Origin of the sequence: Vibrio cyclitrophicus (genome assembly GCA_023206055.1) — a bacterium.
GTDB classification, from domain to species: Bacteria; Pseudomonadota; Gammaproteobacteria; order Enterobacterales; family Vibrionaceae; genus Vibrio; species Vibrio cyclitrophicus_A.
In genome coordinates this window covers 2,228,854-2,246,532 of the sequence record CP065366.1, presented here as the reverse complement: position 1 = coordinate 2,246,532, position 17,679 = coordinate 2,228,854, and the positions used below count along the sequence as shown (strand labels likewise).

Here is a 17,679-nt window from a genome sequence, read left to right as displayed (position 1 = left end):
TTTTTTGTGCCTGCTAGCTAGAGTTGTGAACCCCAACTAGTTGTTCGGGTAACTGGGGAGCTGAGCTTTAAGGGCCGCACGAGTAGGGAAGTACTGCTCCATAAATTTCACCATCGTAGGGTCGTTCGCTTGTAGTTTGTAAGCTGTTTGGCTATTTGGAGCAAGGTCAGGACTTATTGGAATTGACTGGTCTGTATGATTGGAGAAGGGGGCAGTTCAGAAGAATCACAGGCAACAAAAAGCCCGAGTATGAACTCGGGCTTTGAATGGTTTTCGTTATAGCTTAAGTAGAATATATAAAAGAGCTAGATTGCCTGGCGAAGTTGGAAATAGCGTCCTTCTTCGTTCAATAGTTTCTCATGAGAGCCGTTTTCTACAATCTCGCCTTGTTCAATCAGAACGATAGAATCCATCGATTCCAGACCAATCAAACGGTGCGTAATGAAGATAACCGTCTTGCCTTCAAAGTGCTTCTCGAACAGCGTCATGATGCTTTGCTCTGTTTGCTTATCTAAGCCTTCTGTTGGCTCATCTAGAAGCAGGATAGGGGCATCATGAAGGATTGCACGTGCAATACCAATACGGCGCTTCTCACCACCAGACAGTTGACGACCACCGTCACCTAACCAGCTATCAAGTGCGTTATTCTCAAGCAGCTTTTCTAGACCAACATCTCTTAGGATATTTGCTAAGTGATCATCGGTCGCTTCTGGTCTTGCAATCAACAAGTTGTCACGCAAAGTACCATTTAGAATGTCGACACGTTGGCTTACTACACTGATTGATTCACGAAGCTGTGATTCGTTCCACTGAGTCAGTTCAATGCCCGCGATTGAGATGTAACCCTTCTTCGGATCCCAGTAGCGAGTCAGAAGCTGAATCAGAGTCGATTTACCAGAACCCGTTTGACCCACAATCGCCACCTTGTTGGTAGCCGGAATTGTTAGGTCGACAGCATTCAGAACATTGCGCTCAGAGTCAGGGTAGTTGAACGTCACGTTTGAGAACGTAATATCAAGCGGCTTGTTGATGTCGAGTTTCTCTTCAGCAAACTGAACTTCAGGCTCTGACAGAATCACTTCATTCAAGCGGCGTGCTGAAGACAGAGTTTGACCTAAATGCTGGAACGCGCCTGCGATTGGCATCAACAGTTCAAAACTTGCCATAGTAGCGAACGCCATTAGCGCGATGAACGGGTCTGGTGCATTACCACCCACGCCGTCAGCCGCAAGCCAAAGCATAAGAACCAGCGTTAAACCGTTGAACAGCATGAGCGCTGCTGAAGCCATACCGGTTAGGTTAGCGTTCACAAACTGATTCGTCATCAGCTTGTGTTGTGTCTCTAGAATCGCATTACGGTAACGCTCTTCCGCACCAAACAGAGTCAGTTCGCTATAGCCTTCAATCCAATCCAGAGTGGTAACACGAAGATCCGCTTTGTTCTGTGTCAGCTCACCGCCGTTACGTTTACCCAACTTGTAGAACAAGACAGGCCAAACTAGCAACATGACCAGAAGGATAGAACCTAAGATTAAACCAAGCGAACTATCGAACCACATCAAGAACAGAGTCAGGAAGAAGATGCCTAACACACCAACCGTCACTGGGCTTACTAAGCGTAAGTAAACGTGGTCCATTGCGTCGACATCCGCAACTAAGCGGTTAAGTAGGTCGGCGTCACGTAGGTTTGATATACGACCTGGGATCAGCGGAGCCAGCTTCTTGAAGAAGAAGATACGCAGATCAGTCAGTAGCTTGAATGTTGCACTGTGGCTCACAACACGTTCACCCCAACGACCCGCAGTGCGGCTCATCGCCAAACCACGCACACCACCACCCGGTAGCATGTAGTTGAAGGTTTCACGTGCAATTGTAAGGCCTGCAACCGCAGAAGCTGAAATGAACCAGCCTGATAGAGTTAACAAGCCGATAGAAGCCGACAGAGTAGCAAAAGCCAATAGCATGCCTAGCGATAGGCCAAACCAATGCTTTTTATAGAGTTTCAGGTAAGGCAGTAAATCACGCATCTAAATTACCCTTATTGTCTTGTTGAGCTAAGTTCGCGTTCAGCATCTCTTCGAATAAACCACCCGCAGTCGAAAGCTGAGAGTAATGACCTTGTTCAACCAGACCACCATCGCGCATAACCAGAATGTTATCGACCGATTGAAGAGGAGCAAGTTGGTGCGTCACAAGTAGGGCAGTACGGCTTTCAATGTTGCTATTGATGCCTTTCATCACTAACTGTTCGCTACGAGTATCTAGGCTGGCTGTCGGTTCGTCCAATAACCAGAACTGACCGTCTTGAATCATTGCGCGAGCCAAAGCCAAACGCTGAGATTGACCAACAGACAGGCCGCCAGAGCGATCAGAGATCATGTAATCCAAGCCATGCTCGTTTACAAATTCACTAGCAAATGATTGCTCAAGTGCATTCTCGACAACTTGGTCAGCAATATCGTGCTTACCTAGAGTGACGTTGTCACGAATGCTGCCGTGCAGTAGTAACGGGTTTTGACCAACCCAGCTTATGGTTTTTCGCCATGAAGCCAAATCGAGTTCACGCAGTTCAATACCATTGATTTTCAAGCTTCCTTCATAAGGCATGAAACCAAGAATGGCATTAATTAAACTTGTTTTACCCGCACCGCTTGGGCCAACTAATGCAGTCGACTGGCGAGTATTCAGCGCAAACGAGATAGGGCCAACCAGTTGAACACCTTCAGGGCTCAACACTTTCAGGTCTTGAGCCTCAATATTGATGCCTTGAGCTGGGTCTAGTTGAGTGTTGCCTGATTTAACCTTAGTGATGTCGGTTTCTAGGAACTCGACAATACTTTCGGCTGCGCCAACCGCTTGTTGCTTCGCGTGGTAGAAAGTACCTAAGTCACGTAGAGGTTGGTAAAACTCTGGCGCTAAGATAAGGATAAACAAACCTGCGAATAGCGTAATGCCTGCACCGTAGTGGCCGAAGTTCAGCTCACCGATGTAGGTGAAACCAAAGTAAACCGCCGTCATAGCGATAGAGATCGACGTGAAGAACTCAAGTACCGCAGAAGACAAGAAAGCGATTTTCAACACATCCATGGTACGCGTTCTGAACACTTCAGATGCACCTTTAAGTACTTCTGTTTCAGCGTTGGTGCGATCAAATAGACGAATGGTTGTCATTGACTGCAAACGGTCGTAAAAGTGACCTGAAAGACGCTGCAGCGCTTTGAAGTTTTTACGGTTTGCATCGGCCGCTTTCATACCAACAAGTGCCATGAACATCGGTACCAGTGGAGCAGTAATCAAGAAGATCAGTCCTGCTGCCCAGTTTACTGGGAACACCACAACTAAAATAATGAATGGAATCATTACCGATAAAGACATCTGAGGTAAGTAACGAGAGAAGAAGTCTTGCATGTCTTCAACTTGTTCTAGCAACAACGTTGCCCACGTACCCGCAGGCTTACCTTTGATGTAAGCAGGGCCTAGTTCGCGTAACTTATCGAGAATGAGCTGCCTAATGTAAACACGGATCTGTTCACCACAGCGATAACCTGCGATTTCACGACCCCATGTACAGCCCGCACGGCCAACGACCGAAAGTGCCAAGCCAGCAAAATGACCAACCAGTTCAGACTTATCGACATTCTCGATGATCAGCTGGTGAAGAATAGAGGCGAGAAGAGCTGCTTGAGCAATTAAGAACACGCTTGAAAGTACGCCAAGGCTAATCGCAATCATAAGCCAGCGTTTCGCTAACTTACTCTGTTGCTTAAGCCACTTGTTCAAGCTGCGTTGTTTTTTCTTATCCATTATGAAGGCTTAATGATAATTATTATTTGTTGAGGGCGGCTAGTATACAAAAGAAAGCCCAGTGGATATACCACTGGGCTTTAGGGATTTACAACAAAATGTGATGACGCCCTGCATCTACTGAGGCGAGAGCACCGATAATCAAATCTGCAATCTCAGATTTACTTATCGTTAAGACCATCTAGGAAGCGTTCAGCATCCAGTGCAGCCATACAACCTGTACCAGCAGAAGTGATTGCTTGGCGGTAGTTGTGGTCCATCACATCACCCGCAGCGAATACGCCTGGGATGCTGGTTTGTGTCGCGTTACCTTCAAGACCCGATTGAACGATGATGTAATCATCTTTCATATCAACTTGGCCTTTGAAGATTTCCGTGTTCGGTTGGTGACCGATAGCAATGAACGCGCCCATTACTTCGATGTCTTCTGTCTTATCAGACTGAGTATCTTTAATACGAACGCCAGTCACGCCCATGTCGTCGCCTAGAACTTCGTCTAGCGTGCGATCAGTGTGAAGAACAATGTTGCCGTTCTCTACTTTGTCCATTAAACGCTTAACAAGAATCTTTTCAGCACGGAACGTGTCACGACGGTGAACTAGGTGAACTTCAGACGCGATGTTAGATAGGTAAAGAGCTTCTTCAACAGCCGTGTTACCACCACCCACAACCGCTACTTTCTGGTTGCGGTAGAAGAAACCATCACACGTAGCACAAGCAGAAACGCCGCGGCCTTTGAATGCTTCTTCAGAATCTAAACCTAGGTACTTAGCTGATGCGCCCGTTGAGATGATCAACGCATCACACGTGTACTCGCCAGAATCGCCTTTAAGGCGGAAAGGGCGGTTTGAAAGGTCGACTTCGTTAATGTGGTCGAACAGGATCTCTGTTTCAAAGCGCTCTGCGTGCTCTTTCATGCGATCCATTAGAGCTGGACCCGTTAAACCTTCCGCATCACCCGGCCAGTTTTCCACTTCTGTTGTGGTTGTAAGCTGACCACCTTGCTGCATACCTGTAACAAGTACTGGGTTTAGGTTTGCACGAGCAGCGTAAACTGCAGCTGTATAGCCAGCAGGGCCAGAACCAAGAATCAATAAATTACAGTGCTTTACGTCGCTCATGAGGACTCCGAAATTGAAATTGTTTTATTTATAATCGCTTAGGATTGTATGGAAAATATGGAGGCAATAAAAGTGTAAACAAGGGCAGAAGTGTAATTAATCGTTATAGTTTAGAACTTAATCGAGACAAACGTTTTCGTGGCTGGAAGATTGGTCAAAACACGTAAAGGTTTTGGGGCTTTGGAGTGTTGGGCTATGGCTGTGTACGGTTGAATAGATGAGGTATCACTCCCTTAATCAAACTTACCTCTCGTTGGTTTGAAATCGACTTTGAAGAAGCTTGTAGGCCTACAGGCCAAGTAGTTAGGCCACAGCAAACATTGGCAGGGATTGCACTGTTGGGGGGATTCAATCTGAATTGGAGATCCGGACATCAACGCATCTGTTAAAAGTCGCTAGGGCATTAGCTAAAATCATGAAATAAAAAAAGCTCCGGTCGGAGCTTTATAATTTACATACTACGTCGTTAACTTTACGCCACGTAGATAAGAACTCAAAGAGACCGTAAATTAAGGTGTAAAAGCCAATCAATAGAAAAAAATTGTCCCAGTTGAGCTTGAAGCTAGTCTTCAAAAACCAAGAAAACATATCATTTTCGGGCATGAAAATAGAAAACACCATAAATATACAACTCGTGATTAAGGCTAAACCTGTGGTTGCGAGGTTTTCCATCAGCGGGTGGTACAAGTTGGTGCTCTTCATGTTGGCGATGAGTTGATTTTTGGAATTAGAAGAAATAAAAGTTATCGATGCCATTACAAATCCAAACAAAATACCAGCTACAGTAGCCAATGGGCTAGCTATAGCTATGATTCTGTCGTGTGTTGGCTCTGCAGTAAAAGCGAGTACAGGGCATATAACAACAGCACTGTAAAATAACTTCGATTTACTAAACTTAAATTCTGATATCATTTTTCACTATCTTTTTTGATGGTAGTACTGCAACAAGGTATCTTGGCACCTCGTTTTTGCAAAAACTAATGTCTGACGCATACCTTGTAATGTCGGATAGCCTTTAACTACGTTTACATCTAGTTTAGTCGATAGATCTTGGTTGAGAAGAGTTTGTTTCTTTCCACCACTTTTTAAAGTGACTTCCGCTTTTTTGATTGCGGGCTCCGATTTACCAAGTCTACGACTTGTGCCATAAGTACTAATTAACTCCTTAATACCGGCACGAATATTATCATTAAGATAGCCTTTCTCAGTTTTTCTACCTGCTCGACCCCAAAAGTTTATCGCAAGACGACTCATACCAGTAGATGACATCATACTAATGATCTCTTTGCTCCAAGAATTAGACAAATCTAAGTTTGATTCAGAGAAGTTACGTGGTAGAGCAAGTGTTAAAGACCCATTTTTGATCACATTGTTATTTTCTAGCAGAGCTTTGATATCTGCGTCTTTCCAAATAGGTTCAAAATGTACTCTTTTTAGACCTCCAAACATGTATAACAGATACCCCAAGTCATCGGCACGAGGGCCAAGGTGGTTTTGGTGGAATACGAGAATGTCTGTTTTTGGGTAATACAAGAAATAACTTTTTTCCATAATCTCTTCTTGGTTGTCCAAGTCGATATTTTGGTCAATCAGTGTATCTTTATTAAACTTTGTTGGTAGCGTCGTGTCTCTAAATGTACCGACATAACCGAAATAAAATTCAGCATCTTTGTCCCATTCAATAATGGAAAGAACTAGGTCACGTGTAGATGTTTTGGTTGTCGAATTGTTAGTCAACACACGAGTTTGCAACTTTGGTTTTTTTGACTTAGAGAAATGGTCTTTCCATAAGCTACCAAATTGTAGTGGGGCATTTAGAGTTTTACTCTTATCATCTTGCCCAGTTATAAAAAAAGTCACTTTAACTTTTTTAGTATCAACGCTCATTAATTTACCATATTTGAATTTGATATGCTGTTGCGGCGCATTATGCTACTTAATTGATTTAAAGGAAATTAATCAATTGCAATTATTTGAAGTGCAAAGTAGTTGATAGTTGGTCGAATTTACCCCCGAGATCCAACACGGGGGATTCACGACGAACAGTATTAGAAGAATGGATAACTTCTAGTAGGGTAAAATCCCATGAACACGATGTGAATGAGTAAAAGGTTACCAAATCATGGGGCATAAACGTGTTAGCTAAGAACACTTGGCGTTTTTGACTACTTGCCGTTTATTTAGACGTTAGATTCATTGTCACCATCGACTTCAAACGCTACTGAGCAAATCCCACCCGCAACATTCCATCTCAAACATCTTCGATACTAAAAGAACTATCAAGTTGCTCTTCTAAAAGAAATGAGCCATTTGAGGGCGGCCGAGTTCCCCCCGAACTCGACCTGTTCCAGACGCGCAAGCAAAGGCGTGTGGATTCTGGCGTACTCATAAATTAACCAATTTCAGATTGTTGTGTAAATAATCAATAGCTTGGCAATTGATAGGTAGGTCGTATTTCGTTGTGCAAAAGCATAGAAATGAATGATGACGAGTGTGATGCCTGAACTCATGCATGGAGACTGGCGTATTGAAGAGAGAGGGCTGACATAGTATGAAACATCACATGCTAGTTAATAATATCGTTAAATTTAAATTTGTAGGGATTTATAACTAGCTAGTGGAGTGTGCTAGTTTTAAGAGTTGGTCATCTTTTATTCTGGTGTTATACACTGCTTTTGATTTTCAAGTTGGATTTAGTGTCTGAATTATTAAATCTGACGGGATAAATGATTGTTTAATGTTGATTTGACAAGATCTTCAAGTATCCTTTATGTAAATAAAACGTTAAATATCGAAAGTAAATTAACAATCATTAAGGAGTCGATGATGTTACATGCTCACGAAAATACCCTACATATTACCCACCTCAGTAACCACGCAGTTGAGGAGTTGTCACCGTCATTCTCTAAGCTTCCAAGCACAGAGCATGCGGATGGTCAGTTTCGATTGAGAAGGTACTCGGTGGTTCAATTCAGTAATGGACAAGTCGTAGAGCTAGACAAACATAACTTTGTTCAGTCTGAAGACATTAATCACTTTCAAGGTGATGTTGTTCGCCAATTCGAGCCAATTGAAGCACCAATTCTAAGCAGCGAAGGCATGCAAGAGATGTGTGAACTGTTTATTGAAACCAATGGGCTTGAAGACGGACAAGAAATCGAAATCCACCAAATCCGCATTGCCGCTATTTTTGAAGAAACTCAGGTTGCGCCAGAAGGTGTTCACCAAGATGGCTTCGACCACATCGCTTTAATTGGTGTTAACCGTCATAACATTGTGGGCGGCGAGATCATGCTGTACCAAGATTCTCATGAAGCACCATTCTTTAGAAAAGTGCTTGAAGACGGTGAAGTCGCAATGCTGGCCGACAGCAAGCTTTGGCACAACGCACAGCCGATTCGTACCATAGACCACGATGAGATGGGCTATATGGATGTGTTTGTTCTAACAGCTAAGGATGCGCGCAATGTCCTTCACTCTTAATGATGTGCGCCAACAGTTTAGTGCTTTAGGCCAATATCATAACGGCAAGCCGGTGACCTTTTTTGATGGGCCTGGTGGATCTCAGGTACCAGAGAATGTTTTAGCTTCGATGACCGAATACCTAGGGCATTTCAATTCAAACCTAGGCGGCCACTATTTTTCTAGCCAAAAGACCACAAGCTTAATGCAGCAAGCGCGAGAAGCGGCGCAAGCACTGCTTAATGCGGAGTCTTCTGGCAATGTTGTGTTCGGCGCGAACATGACATCGCTGACCTTCCAACTTAGCCGAGCGATCAGCCGCGATTGGAAAGAGGGCGATGAAGTTATCGTCACGGCGTTAGACCATTACTCAAATGTTTCGAGCTGGCAGCAAGCGGCAGGCGACAAAGGTGCGATTGTTCGCCAAGTTCGCGTAGACGAGTCGGATTGCAGTTTGGATATGGCGCACTTTGAGTCGCTGCTTAACGAGAAAACCAAGCTTGTCGCGGTGACGTTTGCTTCGAATACGACGGGCTCGATTGTCGACATGGCGAAAGTTATTGAGCTTGCCCATCAGCATGGTGCGCAGGTTTATGTCGATGCCGTGCATTACGCACCCCATCACTTGATTGATGTTCAGCAACTGAATTGTGATTTCTTAGCGTGTTCAGCGTATAAGTTCTTCGGCCCTCATGTTGGCATTGCTTATGTTGCGCCTCAATGGCTGCATACTTTAAAGCCTTACAAGGTTGAGCCTGCAACCAATATCGGCCCAGGTCGATTTGAAACAGGAACACAAAGCTTTGAAGGCCTTGCCGGTGTGATTGCGGCGGTGGATTACTTGGCGCAGTTAGGTGATCCAGCCGATTCATTGCGTTCTCGTTTAGAGCAAAGCTACGCGCTGTATAATAAGCATGAAAGCCAACTGAGTGAGTACTTCCTTAAACGCTTGGCCGACCTTGAAGGGGCAAAGCTTTACGGGAAAACCGAATTTGATTCGAACCTAAGAACCCCAACGTTTGCGATTACCTTTGATGACCACTCTCCAGAGTTCATCGCTAAGAAGTTGGGTGAACATAATATCTGTGTGTGGAACGGACATTTCTACGCATTAGGTTTGGTGAAACAGTTGGGTATTGAAGAGCAGGGCGTGGTGCGTATTGGTTGTATGCATTACAACTCGATTGAAGAGATCGACTTGTTGTTTAATGTGCTTGAAGGGATCTTGCGAAGCCACTAGCAGAAGTAATTAGCGAGAAGTCACTAGCACTTAATAGCTACAGAATTAGAAAAGAGCATACTTCTCTCAATAATATTGAGTAGGAAGTGTGCTCTTTTTGTTTCATGAACTTATATCTGTTTAACGGTAGTTATTCTGTTAGGACGGTTACTAAGACTAAAACCGCCACTCGATTAAGCCGTGATTGAACTAAGACAACTGCTTAACGAGGGCTACACCTACTGCGTGCGCACTGGTTGGGTTCTGACCGGTAATCACTCGCTCATCAACAATTACAAGCTCATGCCAAGGTTGAACCTTATTGAAACGCGCTGCGCTGCGAGCAAGAGACTCTTCCAATAAGAACGGAATGTCATTGATTGTGCCAAAGTCGATCTCTTCTTCGCGTGTAAAGCCAGTCACCGATTTAGAGCTCAATAGCTTCTCGCCGTTGCTTAGGACAATCGGAAGCAGTGCTGCTGGGCCGTGACATACAGATGCGATCACACCGCCATCTTCATAGTGCTTAGCCGCAATCGCTGCGAATTGCTCGTCGGTTGCTAAGTCAGAAAGTAGGCCGAATCCACCTGGGTAGAAGATAGCATCGTAGCTTTCTACGTTAATTTGGCTTACAGGAATCGTGTTATTAATGCGGTTCTGGAAGTCATCATCAGCCAAGATCTCGGCGTTTACTGAATCCCCTTCAATATTGGTTCCGTACAATGGGCCTTTGCCACCCTTGATAGACGCGATGTCGTACTCAAAACCCGCAGCAATGATCTCTTTCAGAGCATGAGTCAGTTCAGGTGCGTAAGTACCGTTCGCTTGATCTGTATCGCCTAGTGTTGCGTGGTTAGTTACAGGTATTAGTATTTTTTTCATGATTCGTCCCTTTGAGCACGTTTGTTTGGTTTCAGCGTTGTGGTTTTTCTTTAGGCATCGTGGTTTTTATTTAGAAAACCAAAGTTTTCAATTTAGATGCCGCTGTTTCATTACCTGTAATACTAGTAGCAAACCATTTGAGTGATAATATGCCGAATAGGCAAAACATTATTGCTATATAGCAATAGTCAGATGTGAATTAGTCGAATGTGAATTCGTTAGACGTTAACAGGTGAAGTATGGATAGCTTTGAAGGGATTAATGAGTTTGTTGCGGTAGCCGAATGCCACGGCTTTTCCGCGGCAGCGAAACAATTGGGTTGCAGCACCAGCCATGTCAGCCGCCAAGTATCGAGACTAGAAGAACGGGTAGGCGTGGCGTTGTTGGCGCGTTCAACTCGTATGGTGAGTTTGACCGAGTCTGGGCATACCTATTATCAGCAATGCAAAGATCTGGTTATCGGGCTGCAACAGGCGAATGAACAAGTCACGTCTCAACAAGCTCAGCTGAGTGGTACTTTACGCGTGAGTGCGGCGGGTGCGTTTGCAGAAAATCATGTCGCGGCGGCGCTAATGGAATTTGCCAAAGATCACCCTGATCTCACCATCGAAATGAACTTCAATACCAACATGGTTAACTTCATCGAAGATGGTATCGACTTCGCGATTCGTTATGGTCGGTTAGATGATTCTGGTTTGGTGGCAAGGAAGCTGGTGGATCGTCCGATGGCAGCGGCCGCGAGTCAGGATTACATCGATCAATTTGGTTCTCCAACCCAGCCTGAGCAGTTGAAGTTGCACAGTTGTATTATTGCCAACAGTGATCAGTGGCTGTTTGAGAAAGAGGGTAAACCGTTAAATGCAGTACGAGTGCATGGGCGCTGGCGCAGTAACAATTCGAGCGCAGTACTGAAAGCATGTGAAGAGGGGCTTGGTGTTGTCTACCTACCCAAAAGCAGCTTCAATGGCGGTCTTAGTAATGGAAAACTGGTCCCGGTGCTTGAAGAGTATTGGGGAGCGGGAACCAGCAGTTGGGTCGTATATCAAAACCGTCGTTTTTTACCCCAGAGAGCAAGATTGGCGATCGACTTCTTAGTCGCTTACTTTTCGGATTGGAATGAATAACCGACAAGGTTTCAAGCTAACAGCCAACAAGATAGAAGTGAATAATAAAAGGATTTGAAAAGAGTCGTGATTAGCTCTAGCTACCTACTTTAAAGCGGAAAACAGAAAAGCTAACGCTTACATAGATATACGTTATCTTTTTTTGTTTTTTGACGCGAGTAATAGGATTGAGATACTTGTCTACTTTTAGTGACTCGTGTTAGCGATAGAATTGTAGAGAAGCCTGTAGCAGTACGATATACTAGATACCATATTAATGCCCCTAACGCGTGAAAGATTGTGTGGAAGCGTTGGCAGGATGTGTTGTTATGCTCCAGTTTGTGGAGTGTAGCGAGAGTGCGGAGTTGGCAATGTCTTCAATAAATTTCGAATCCACGTACGGTGTAATAACTATTCAAGATATGAATGTAGTTAGTGTTGACGCTAATTATGCTCGCATCTATGGATACCAATCACCCGAAGAACTACTTACTAATATAGATAGCTTCCTAGATCTAATCTCAGAAGAATACCATGTTTTAGCCTATCAAAATTACCTTGAAACGATCAGTGGTCAACGCGATCCGCAGGTCCACACCTATGTTAATGTTGATCGCAATGGTCGAGAGTTCACAGTGTTCTCTATTGACCATGTGACAGAGTGGCAAGGTCGGCCAGCACTGCAAGTCACGGTGATCGATCTTTCCCCTGCGATTCAGCTACAAAATGCGGTGCGTGAACAAGATAAGATGTATCACGATATGATCATGCAATCAGGGCAGGGCATCTTGGTTCACCGAGAGTTCAAACCGCTGATGGTCAATCAATCGTGGGTTAAAATGCAGGGTGGTTCTTCCATTGAGCAAGTATTAGAGTTGGACTCTATCCTTGAACTGGTGCCAAAACAGAATACCGATGGCATTAGCAAGCACTATCAAGCGATCGTTTCGGGGGAGTTGTCCGGAACGAGTACTGTGGTTGAAAACATTGGCTTTGATGGCGTTCATCGGTTCTTCAATATTTACGACAATGCGATTACTTGGAAAGGTCTGCCCGCTGTTCAGGTTGTTCTCGAAGATGTGACGCAAAAGGTGATGTTGGAAAAGCAGTTGGTTCACCAAGCGAACTACGATGAAATGACTAACTTACTTAACCGCAGAGCGATTTATGAGTGGCTGAGAGAGCACATGTCCTCTAACAACTACCTTGTGTGTATGCTGCTGGATATCGATGATTTTAAGTCGATTAATGATACTTACGGCCATATGGTTGGTGATGAAGTCATTTGTGCTTTGGCTAATATTACCAAGCGCAATGCCGAGAAAGTCGGCGGAGTAGCAGGCCGTTGGGGTGGTGAAGAGTTTATTATATTTATCCCAAATGCGTCTCTTGAAACAGCGCATGAGGTTTCTGAACAGGTTCGCCAACAGTTCCATCAAGTCGAGTTCAAAATCGATGAACAGATTCGATTTAATTCGAGTGTCAGTATCGGAATCAGTGATAGCCAAGCCTGTGAAGGCGGTGTAACGATTGACGCACTCGTGAATTTAACCGATCAATCTCTCTATCGCGCGAAAGCCAATGGCAAGAATTGTGTAGACGGAGATGTAGTTGCGCTTTAACGCTTATAACCATTATCCAATGGCGAATAGAATCGACAACGAAAAATGCCCTCAAGTCATCACTTGAGGGCATTTGAGTTTTTGGCTATTAACTAAACGCTTCTCACGATGAGAAACGCTTAAGTTCTAAAAGTTATGCAGACACTTCTACTTCGTAAGAGCCAAATTTACGGATGTTAATCACACCAGTATCTAGGATTAGGTATTGGCCTTTAATGCCTTGAAGTACGCCCGTCACTTCAGGGTTCTTATCAAAGTTGTGCGATACAATTTTCACTGGGTGTTGTTCTACTGGGTAGCTCAATGAAGTGATGTTTTCGCTAAGAATCTCGATAGCATCATCACCAAACTTCGCTCTGATCTCTTGGATTTTATCCTCAACCAACGGCAACAGTTCTTTGGCTTTTTCTACCAATTCCATATCGTCGCCGTCGCCTTTAAGCAGCGTGCGCCAGTTGGTTTTGTCAGCAATGTGTTTTGCTAATTCAACTTCGATCAGGCCAGAAATTTGACGTGTTTTCACTTTCAAGATTGGCAGGCCTTGAGTGGCACCTTGGTCGATCCAGCGAGTCGGGATTTGAGTATGACGAGTGATACCCACTTTAAGGCTTGATGTGTTCGACAGGTAAACGAAGTGATCAACCATGCAGTTCGCTTCGCCCCATTCAGGCTCACGACAAGTACCTTCATCGTAGTGGCAAGTCTCTGGCTTCATGATGCACATGTCGCAACTTGCTAGCTTTCTCATGCACACAAAGCAGTGGCCTTGAGAGTAGCTTTTCTTGGTTTTCTTACCACACGAACAACAAAAAATATTGCCAGTATGGGTGAGGTTGATGGTTTTACCAATCAGAGGGTTTAGTTCTACAAACTCTTCACCTACAGGTAAACGGTAAGTAACCGCACCATCAAGGGAAGCACTCATCTTCTTGAGTGTTCCTTTTGCTAATAAAGACATGACATTACTCGTTGTATTTTGATTATTATTTCGCCCACTCGTTCGCCTTGTGAGCAGGCGATACGGTTAACGATGATTATGCGATGAGTATAACAAATAGGACCTGTTTTTATACGCAATATTACTTGATTCTCGACGTGAATAATCAACAGCATGCACTTGCATAAAAATATAGTATGACATTTTGTTCGGGCGTGATATAACGTTTTTTAGTGGATTATTGGCATTAAGATCACTAATTCTCTCAACTTATTTTTTATCATGAAGTCCCAATTATAGGGATATTAAGCCGGAAGCTTAGACGTGAAGTGGATCCATAAGATTGTTATCTTTCTAGTTATCGCAACGCTTGCCATTGTGCAGTATTACCGTGTGAGCGGAAATCGTGTGATAACGGCAATTACCCCTGATAAATATGAATTTATCGCGACCAGCGATCGAGTTGATAGGGGAATCAGTACATCCCAGTTTTTTTATGAAAATGGGCAGTACATTCTCGAGTGTGAACTTAAAGAATCCGAGTATCCGTGGCCTTATTGCGGCTTATCGATTCGAATCACCCCTGACATTACCGAAGGTCTTGATCTTTCCCAATATCACACCTTTAGAGTGAACATTGATTACCATGCAGAGGCTGACTCTAGCGGTCGTTTGAGAACCTACCTACGTAACTACAACCCTGCTTATTCGGTTCCTGATGACGAGTACACGCACAAGTACAACGGGATGGAATTTTCTCCAGGAATTGATGGTGGTGTGATTGAGATTCCGATCAAAAACCTGCAAGTGATGACATGGTGGTTGGCTGATAACGATATTGCGTTAGAGCACTCTGCCCCTGAGTATTCGAACGTGAATATGGTCGAGTTTGCTACTGCGTCTGGAGCGAAACTCGGTCACCACAGAATCGTCATACGAAGTATTGAATTCGAAGGCTCGTATATCACGGGTGAAAGCTTGTTTATGATCTTGCTGTTTGTTTGGGTAGGTACGGGCACTGTGTTCCTGCTTTCAGAGTTGCACAGATCAAGAAAGCGCATGGTGATTGCAGAGAAAAGACATCATCACTTGAAGAACGTCAATCGGGCACTGAGAGAACAAAACTTTGAATTTTCAGAGATGGCCCATCGTGATGAGTTAACAGGAATACTCAACCGACACGCGATTCGTGATTGGTTGAAAATGCAGTCACAATACGTGAAGCAAGGCCACGGTAAGCTGAGTATGCTCTATCTCGATATTGATTACTTCAAGAGTGTGAACGATAAATACGGGCACCAAATGGGTGACCATATATTACGTGAGTTCAGCATGGTGGTGGGCAGCTCGATCAGCGCTACCGACAAGTTGGTTCGTTGGGGCGGCGAGGAATTTATTGTTTTTTGCCCTGAGACTGATCTTGGCGAAGCACAAAGGAAGGCCGAGAAAATTCGACTTTTAGTCAGCCAACACCTTTGGGTTCATGGCGATCCACTGACATGCAGTATTGGTGTTGCCGAGATGAAGCAAGAACGAGTGACAGAGACCATTGCCCGCGCTGATGAAGCTTTATATCAAGCGAAGCATTCAGGTAGAAATCAAGTGATCTTGAGTCACTAATCTAAAAATTGTTTTGATCACTTAATAAGCCACACGTGCATATGTGACGTGTGGCGTTTTTATGGGCGCTATATGAGTTTACCCTCTAGAACCTTTTGTTGGTTAGTATGTTTGGATAACGTATTGAAATGATTTCACTGTTCTTTAAATGTTTGCTAGGTGCAGCGGCGGTTTTATTAATTGCTCTGTTGTCGAAAAGTAAGAGCTTTTATATCTCTGGTTTAGTGCCGCTGTTTCCGACCTTTGCTCTGATTGCTCACTACATTGTCGGCACGGAACAAACCATGGTCGAGTTGCGTACCACAGCGTTGTTTGGCCTGTTTTCACTTGTGCCATACGCCGCTTATCTTGGCGCAGTGTATGTGTTCAGTTATCGCTATAACTTGGTATCGACACTCTCGTTGGCAACCTTAGTGTGGGTGTTATGTGCTTCGATGCTACTGCTAGGTTGGACGCGTTTGGTGCCAAGCGCAATTTAACACTGTTGTTCTGAATAGTTATGAGTTGTTTGCTTTAGCCAATAGCCAATAGCCAATAGTGATATGGCCCCTAAAAAGTAGACACAGGGGTTTAGTTGATTAGTTCAAAGTCTATGGGACTCACTCCACCTAGAGTCCCATGTCTTCTTACTGGATTATAATAGGTATCGATATAAATGCGACTCTGCATCGTCATTTCTTGTCGTGAAAGCTGATCTAAGTTGTTCATCCACTCTTTCTTATATTGCGCAAAGAAGCTTTCGGAACAAGCGTTATCCCAACAGTTTCCTTTTCTCGACATGCTGACTTTAATCTTTCGTTTACGGTGCCAACGGATCGTCTCCAACGCTCGATACTGTATACCTTGATCGGAGTGAAACAAAAGCTCGTGACCTAAGGGCTGCCTTTGTTCCCAAGCCTTATTCAGGCTTCTAAGCACTAACTTTGCGTTATTAATGCGACTTGTCGACCAACCAATCACTTTGCGTGAAAACAAATCTAAGACGACGCACAGGTATTGCCAGCCATCCGTACAGCGCACCTGAGTTATATCAGACACCCAAACTCGATCGGGTTTATCCACCTTAAATTGACGGGCAAGAATGTTATAGGCTGGTATAAGCGCATTTTGTCTTGGCGCTCGTCCATATCGCCTCTTACTCGCGCAAGAGCGATAGCCCATATTCTGTAGAAGCCTCTGTACTCGCTTTTTATTGCAAATAAAGCCGTTAGCGACTGCTGCTTCCCAAAGCTTTCGATAGCCTGGAATACAATACTGAGCTTTGCTTTCTCTCCTCAAGTAGTGACTTAAAGACTCATTGTCTGTCTCTCGCTTCGATGGTTTCCTTGTTAGCCACTTGTAATAACCCGCTTTAGAAACGCCTAACCATTTGCATAGTCGAATGACAGGAAACTTCACACTGGCCTTCTTAAGGATATACTCGAACCTTATTCTTTTTGGCTGTCGAAGAAAGCCTTCGCTTCCTTTAAGAAATCATTCTCCAGCTCTGCAATCTCAAGCTTCTTTTTCAATTGACGGATCTCTTTCTCCAGTTGTGCAACGGATTTTCGGGACCGTGATTAGGTATTGGGAGGGAGTTATTAGTCTTCTTCGACGTCATTTGGCATCTCCATTTAGAAAGTAGCACCGGCGATATTCCTAAGGATAGTGCTACTGACTTAACGGTGTCAGAAGAATCAAGAGATCGCTGAACAGCTTCTCGTTTAAATTCGTCTGTATATTGCCTTTGTGATTTTACTTTCATGACACTCAATGCTCTGTATTAAGTGTCTACTTTTATGGGGTCACATCAATAGCCAATAGCCAAAAACAAAAAAGGTGGCGCGGGGCCACCAAAAGGGAAAAGCGTTTCTTGTTTTTATGTGCCCGTTCAGTTGACTGGTAGTTTCAAACTGAGCGGGCATTTTTG

The 17,679-nt window shown here is 44.1% G+C and carries 13 protein-coding genes and 1 pseudogene; 7 read left to right on the top strand and 7 right to left on the bottom strand.

Going from position 1 to position 17,679, the window contains the following annotated elements; all coding sequences use genetic code 11:
* Nucleotides 1-305: 305 nt before the first annotated feature.
* The 3 genes from cydC to trxB form a co-directional block, all read right to left on the bottom strand.
* The gene (gene cydC / locus ITG09_09845) at nucleotides 306-2,027 is read right to left on the bottom strand and encodes a cysteine/glutathione ABC transporter ATP-binding protein/permease CydC (GenBank protein ID UPR51017.1); all 1,722 of its coding nucleotides are present in this window, start codon (nucleotides 2,025-2,027) and stop codon (nucleotides 306-308) included.
* Nucleotides 2,020-3,804, bottom strand: a complete 1,785-nt coding sequence (gene cydD, locus ITG09_09840; GenBank protein UPR51016.1) for a cysteine/glutathione ABC transporter permease/ATP-binding protein CydD — start codon at nucleotides 3,802-3,804, stop codon at nucleotides 2,020-2,022. Before cydD ends, cydC begins: the two co-directional genes overlap by 8 nt.
* 161 nt (nucleotides 3,805-3,965) lie before the next feature.
* Entirely contained in the window at nucleotides 3,966-4,925 is a 960-nt protein-coding gene (trxB, locus tag ITG09_09835; protein ID UPR51015.1) for a thioredoxin-disulfide reductase, read from the bottom strand.
* Nucleotides 4,926-5,646: 721 nt separating this feature from the next.
* On the opposite strand from trxB, the gene ITG09_09830 reads away from it, so the two are divergent.
* Nucleotides 5,647-5,799 carry a hypothetical protein gene (locus ITG09_09830; protein ID UPR51014.1) on the top strand — a complete coding sequence of 51 codons (153 nt, stop codon included), beginning with the start codon at nucleotides 5,647-5,649 and terminating at the stop codon, nucleotides 5,797-5,799.
* A gap of 44 nt (nucleotides 5,800-5,843) precedes the next feature.
* Here the strand turns inward: ITG09_09830 and ITG09_09825 are convergent, their stop codons facing one another.
* Nucleotides 5,844-6,812: a hypothetical protein gene (locus tag ITG09_09825; protein ID UPR51013.1), complete on the bottom strand. Its 969-nt coding sequence runs from the start codon at nucleotides 6,810-6,812 to the stop codon at nucleotides 5,844-5,846.
* 939 nt (nucleotides 6,813-7,751) lie between these two features.
* On the opposite strand from ITG09_09825, the gene ITG09_09820 reads away from it, so the two are divergent.
* Together ITG09_09820 and ITG09_09815 are read left to right on the top strand one after the other, a co-directional pair.
* Nucleotides 7,752-8,408 (top strand): 2OG-Fe dioxygenase family protein, encoded by a 657-nt coding sequence (locus ITG09_09820; protein ID UPR51012.1) that lies wholly within the window; start codon nucleotides 7,752-7,754, stop codon nucleotides 8,406-8,408.
* Nucleotides 8,392-9,627: a cysteine desulfurase-like protein gene (locus ITG09_09815; GenBank protein UPR51011.1), complete on the top strand. Its 1,236-nt coding sequence runs from the start codon at nucleotides 8,392-8,394 to the stop codon at nucleotides 9,625-9,627. The genes ITG09_09820 and ITG09_09815 overlap by 17 nt, the downstream gene beginning before the upstream one ends.
* A gap of 189 nt (nucleotides 9,628-9,816) precedes the next feature.
* Here the strand turns inward: ITG09_09815 and ITG09_09810 are convergent, their stop codons facing one another.
* A complete protein-coding gene (locus tag ITG09_09810) occupies nucleotides 9,817-10,488 on the bottom strand; it encodes a type 1 glutamine amidotransferase domain-containing protein (protein ID UPR51010.1) in 672 nt (223 codons plus the stop codon).
* A gap of 239 nt (nucleotides 10,489-10,727) precedes the next feature.
* Here ITG09_09810 and ITG09_09805 point away from each other — a divergent pair, with 239 nt between their 5' ends.
* Together ITG09_09805 and ITG09_09800 are read left to right on the top strand one after the other, a co-directional pair.
* Nucleotides 10,728-11,612, top strand: a complete 885-nt coding sequence (locus ITG09_09805; GenBank protein ID UPR51009.1) for a LysR family transcriptional regulator — start codon at nucleotides 10,728-10,730, stop codon at nucleotides 11,610-11,612.
* A gap of 308 nt (nucleotides 11,613-11,920) precedes the next feature.
* Entirely contained in the window at nucleotides 11,921-13,213 is a 1,293-nt protein-coding gene (locus ITG09_09800) for a GGDEF domain-containing protein (GenBank protein UPR51008.1), read from the top strand.
* A 133-nt stretch (nucleotides 13,214-13,346) separates the two neighbouring features.
* On the opposite strand, the gene ITG09_09795 is transcribed toward ITG09_09800, so the two are convergent.
* A complete protein-coding gene (locus tag ITG09_09795; GenBank protein UPR51007.1) occupies nucleotides 13,347-14,171 on the bottom strand; it encodes a DUF2797 domain-containing protein in 825 nt (274 codons plus the stop codon).
* 303 nt (nucleotides 14,172-14,474) lie between these two features.
* On the opposite strand from ITG09_09795, the gene ITG09_09790 reads away from it, so the two are divergent.
* Together ITG09_09790 and ITG09_09785 are read left to right on the top strand one after the other, a co-directional pair.
* On the top strand, nucleotides 14,475-15,770 hold the full coding sequence (locus ITG09_09790) for a GGDEF domain-containing protein (protein UPR51006.1): 1,296 nt from the start codon (nucleotides 14,475-14,477) through the stop codon (nucleotides 15,768-15,770).
* Nucleotides 15,771-15,898: 128 nt separating this feature from the next.
* On the top strand, nucleotides 15,899-16,249 hold the full coding sequence (locus ITG09_09785; GenBank protein ID UPR51005.1) for a GlpM family protein: 351 nt from the start codon (nucleotides 15,899-15,901) through the stop codon (nucleotides 16,247-16,249).
* A 91-nt stretch (nucleotides 16,250-16,340) separates the two neighbouring features.
* On the opposite strand, the pseudogene ITG09_09780 reads toward ITG09_09785, so the two are convergent.
* Nucleotides 16,341-17,514: pseudogene (locus ITG09_09780) on the bottom strand (IS3 family transposase).
* Between the last annotated feature and the right edge of the window lie 165 nt (nucleotides 17,515-17,679).

Bases quoted from the DNA above. Each gene is read 5' to 3' on its own strand.
- cydC (UPR51017.1), bottom strand. From the start codon at position 2,027: ATGCGTGATTTACTGCCTTACCTGAAACTCTATAAAAAGCATTGGTTT.
- cydD (UPR51016.1), bottom strand. From the start codon at position 3,804: ATGGATAAGAAAAAACAACGCAGCTTGAACAAGTGGCTTAAGCAACAG.
- trxB (UPR51015.1), bottom strand. From the start codon at position 4,925: ATGAGCGACGTAAAGCACTGTAATTTATTGATTCTTGGTTCTGGCCCT.
- ITG09_09825 (UPR51013.1), bottom strand. From the start codon at position 6,812: ATGAGCGTTGATACTAAAAAAGTTAAAGTGACTTTTTTTATAACTGGG.
- ITG09_09820 (UPR51012.1), top strand. From the start codon at position 7,752: ATGTTACATGCTCACGAAAATACCCTACATATTACCCACCTCAGTAAC.
- ITG09_09815 (UPR51011.1), top strand. From the start codon at position 8,392: ATGTCCTTCACTCTTAATGATGTGCGCCAACAGTTTAGTGCTTTAGGC.
- ITG09_09810 (UPR51010.1), bottom strand. From the start codon at position 10,488: ATGAAAAAAATACTAATACCTGTAACTAACCACGCAACACTAGGCGAT.
- ITG09_09805 (UPR51009.1), top strand. From the start codon at position 10,728: ATGGATAGCTTTGAAGGGATTAATGAGTTTGTTGCGGTAGCCGAATGC.
- ITG09_09800 (UPR51008.1), top strand. From the start codon at position 11,921: ATGCTCCAGTTTGTGGAGTGTAGCGAGAGTGCGGAGTTGGCAATGTCT.
- ITG09_09795 (UPR51007.1), bottom strand. From the start codon at position 14,171: ATGTCTTTATTAGCAAAAGGAACACTCAAGAAGATGAGTGCTTCCCTT.
- ITG09_09785 (UPR51005.1), top strand. From the start codon at position 15,899: ATGATTTCACTGTTCTTTAAATGTTTGCTAGGTGCAGCGGCGGTTTTA.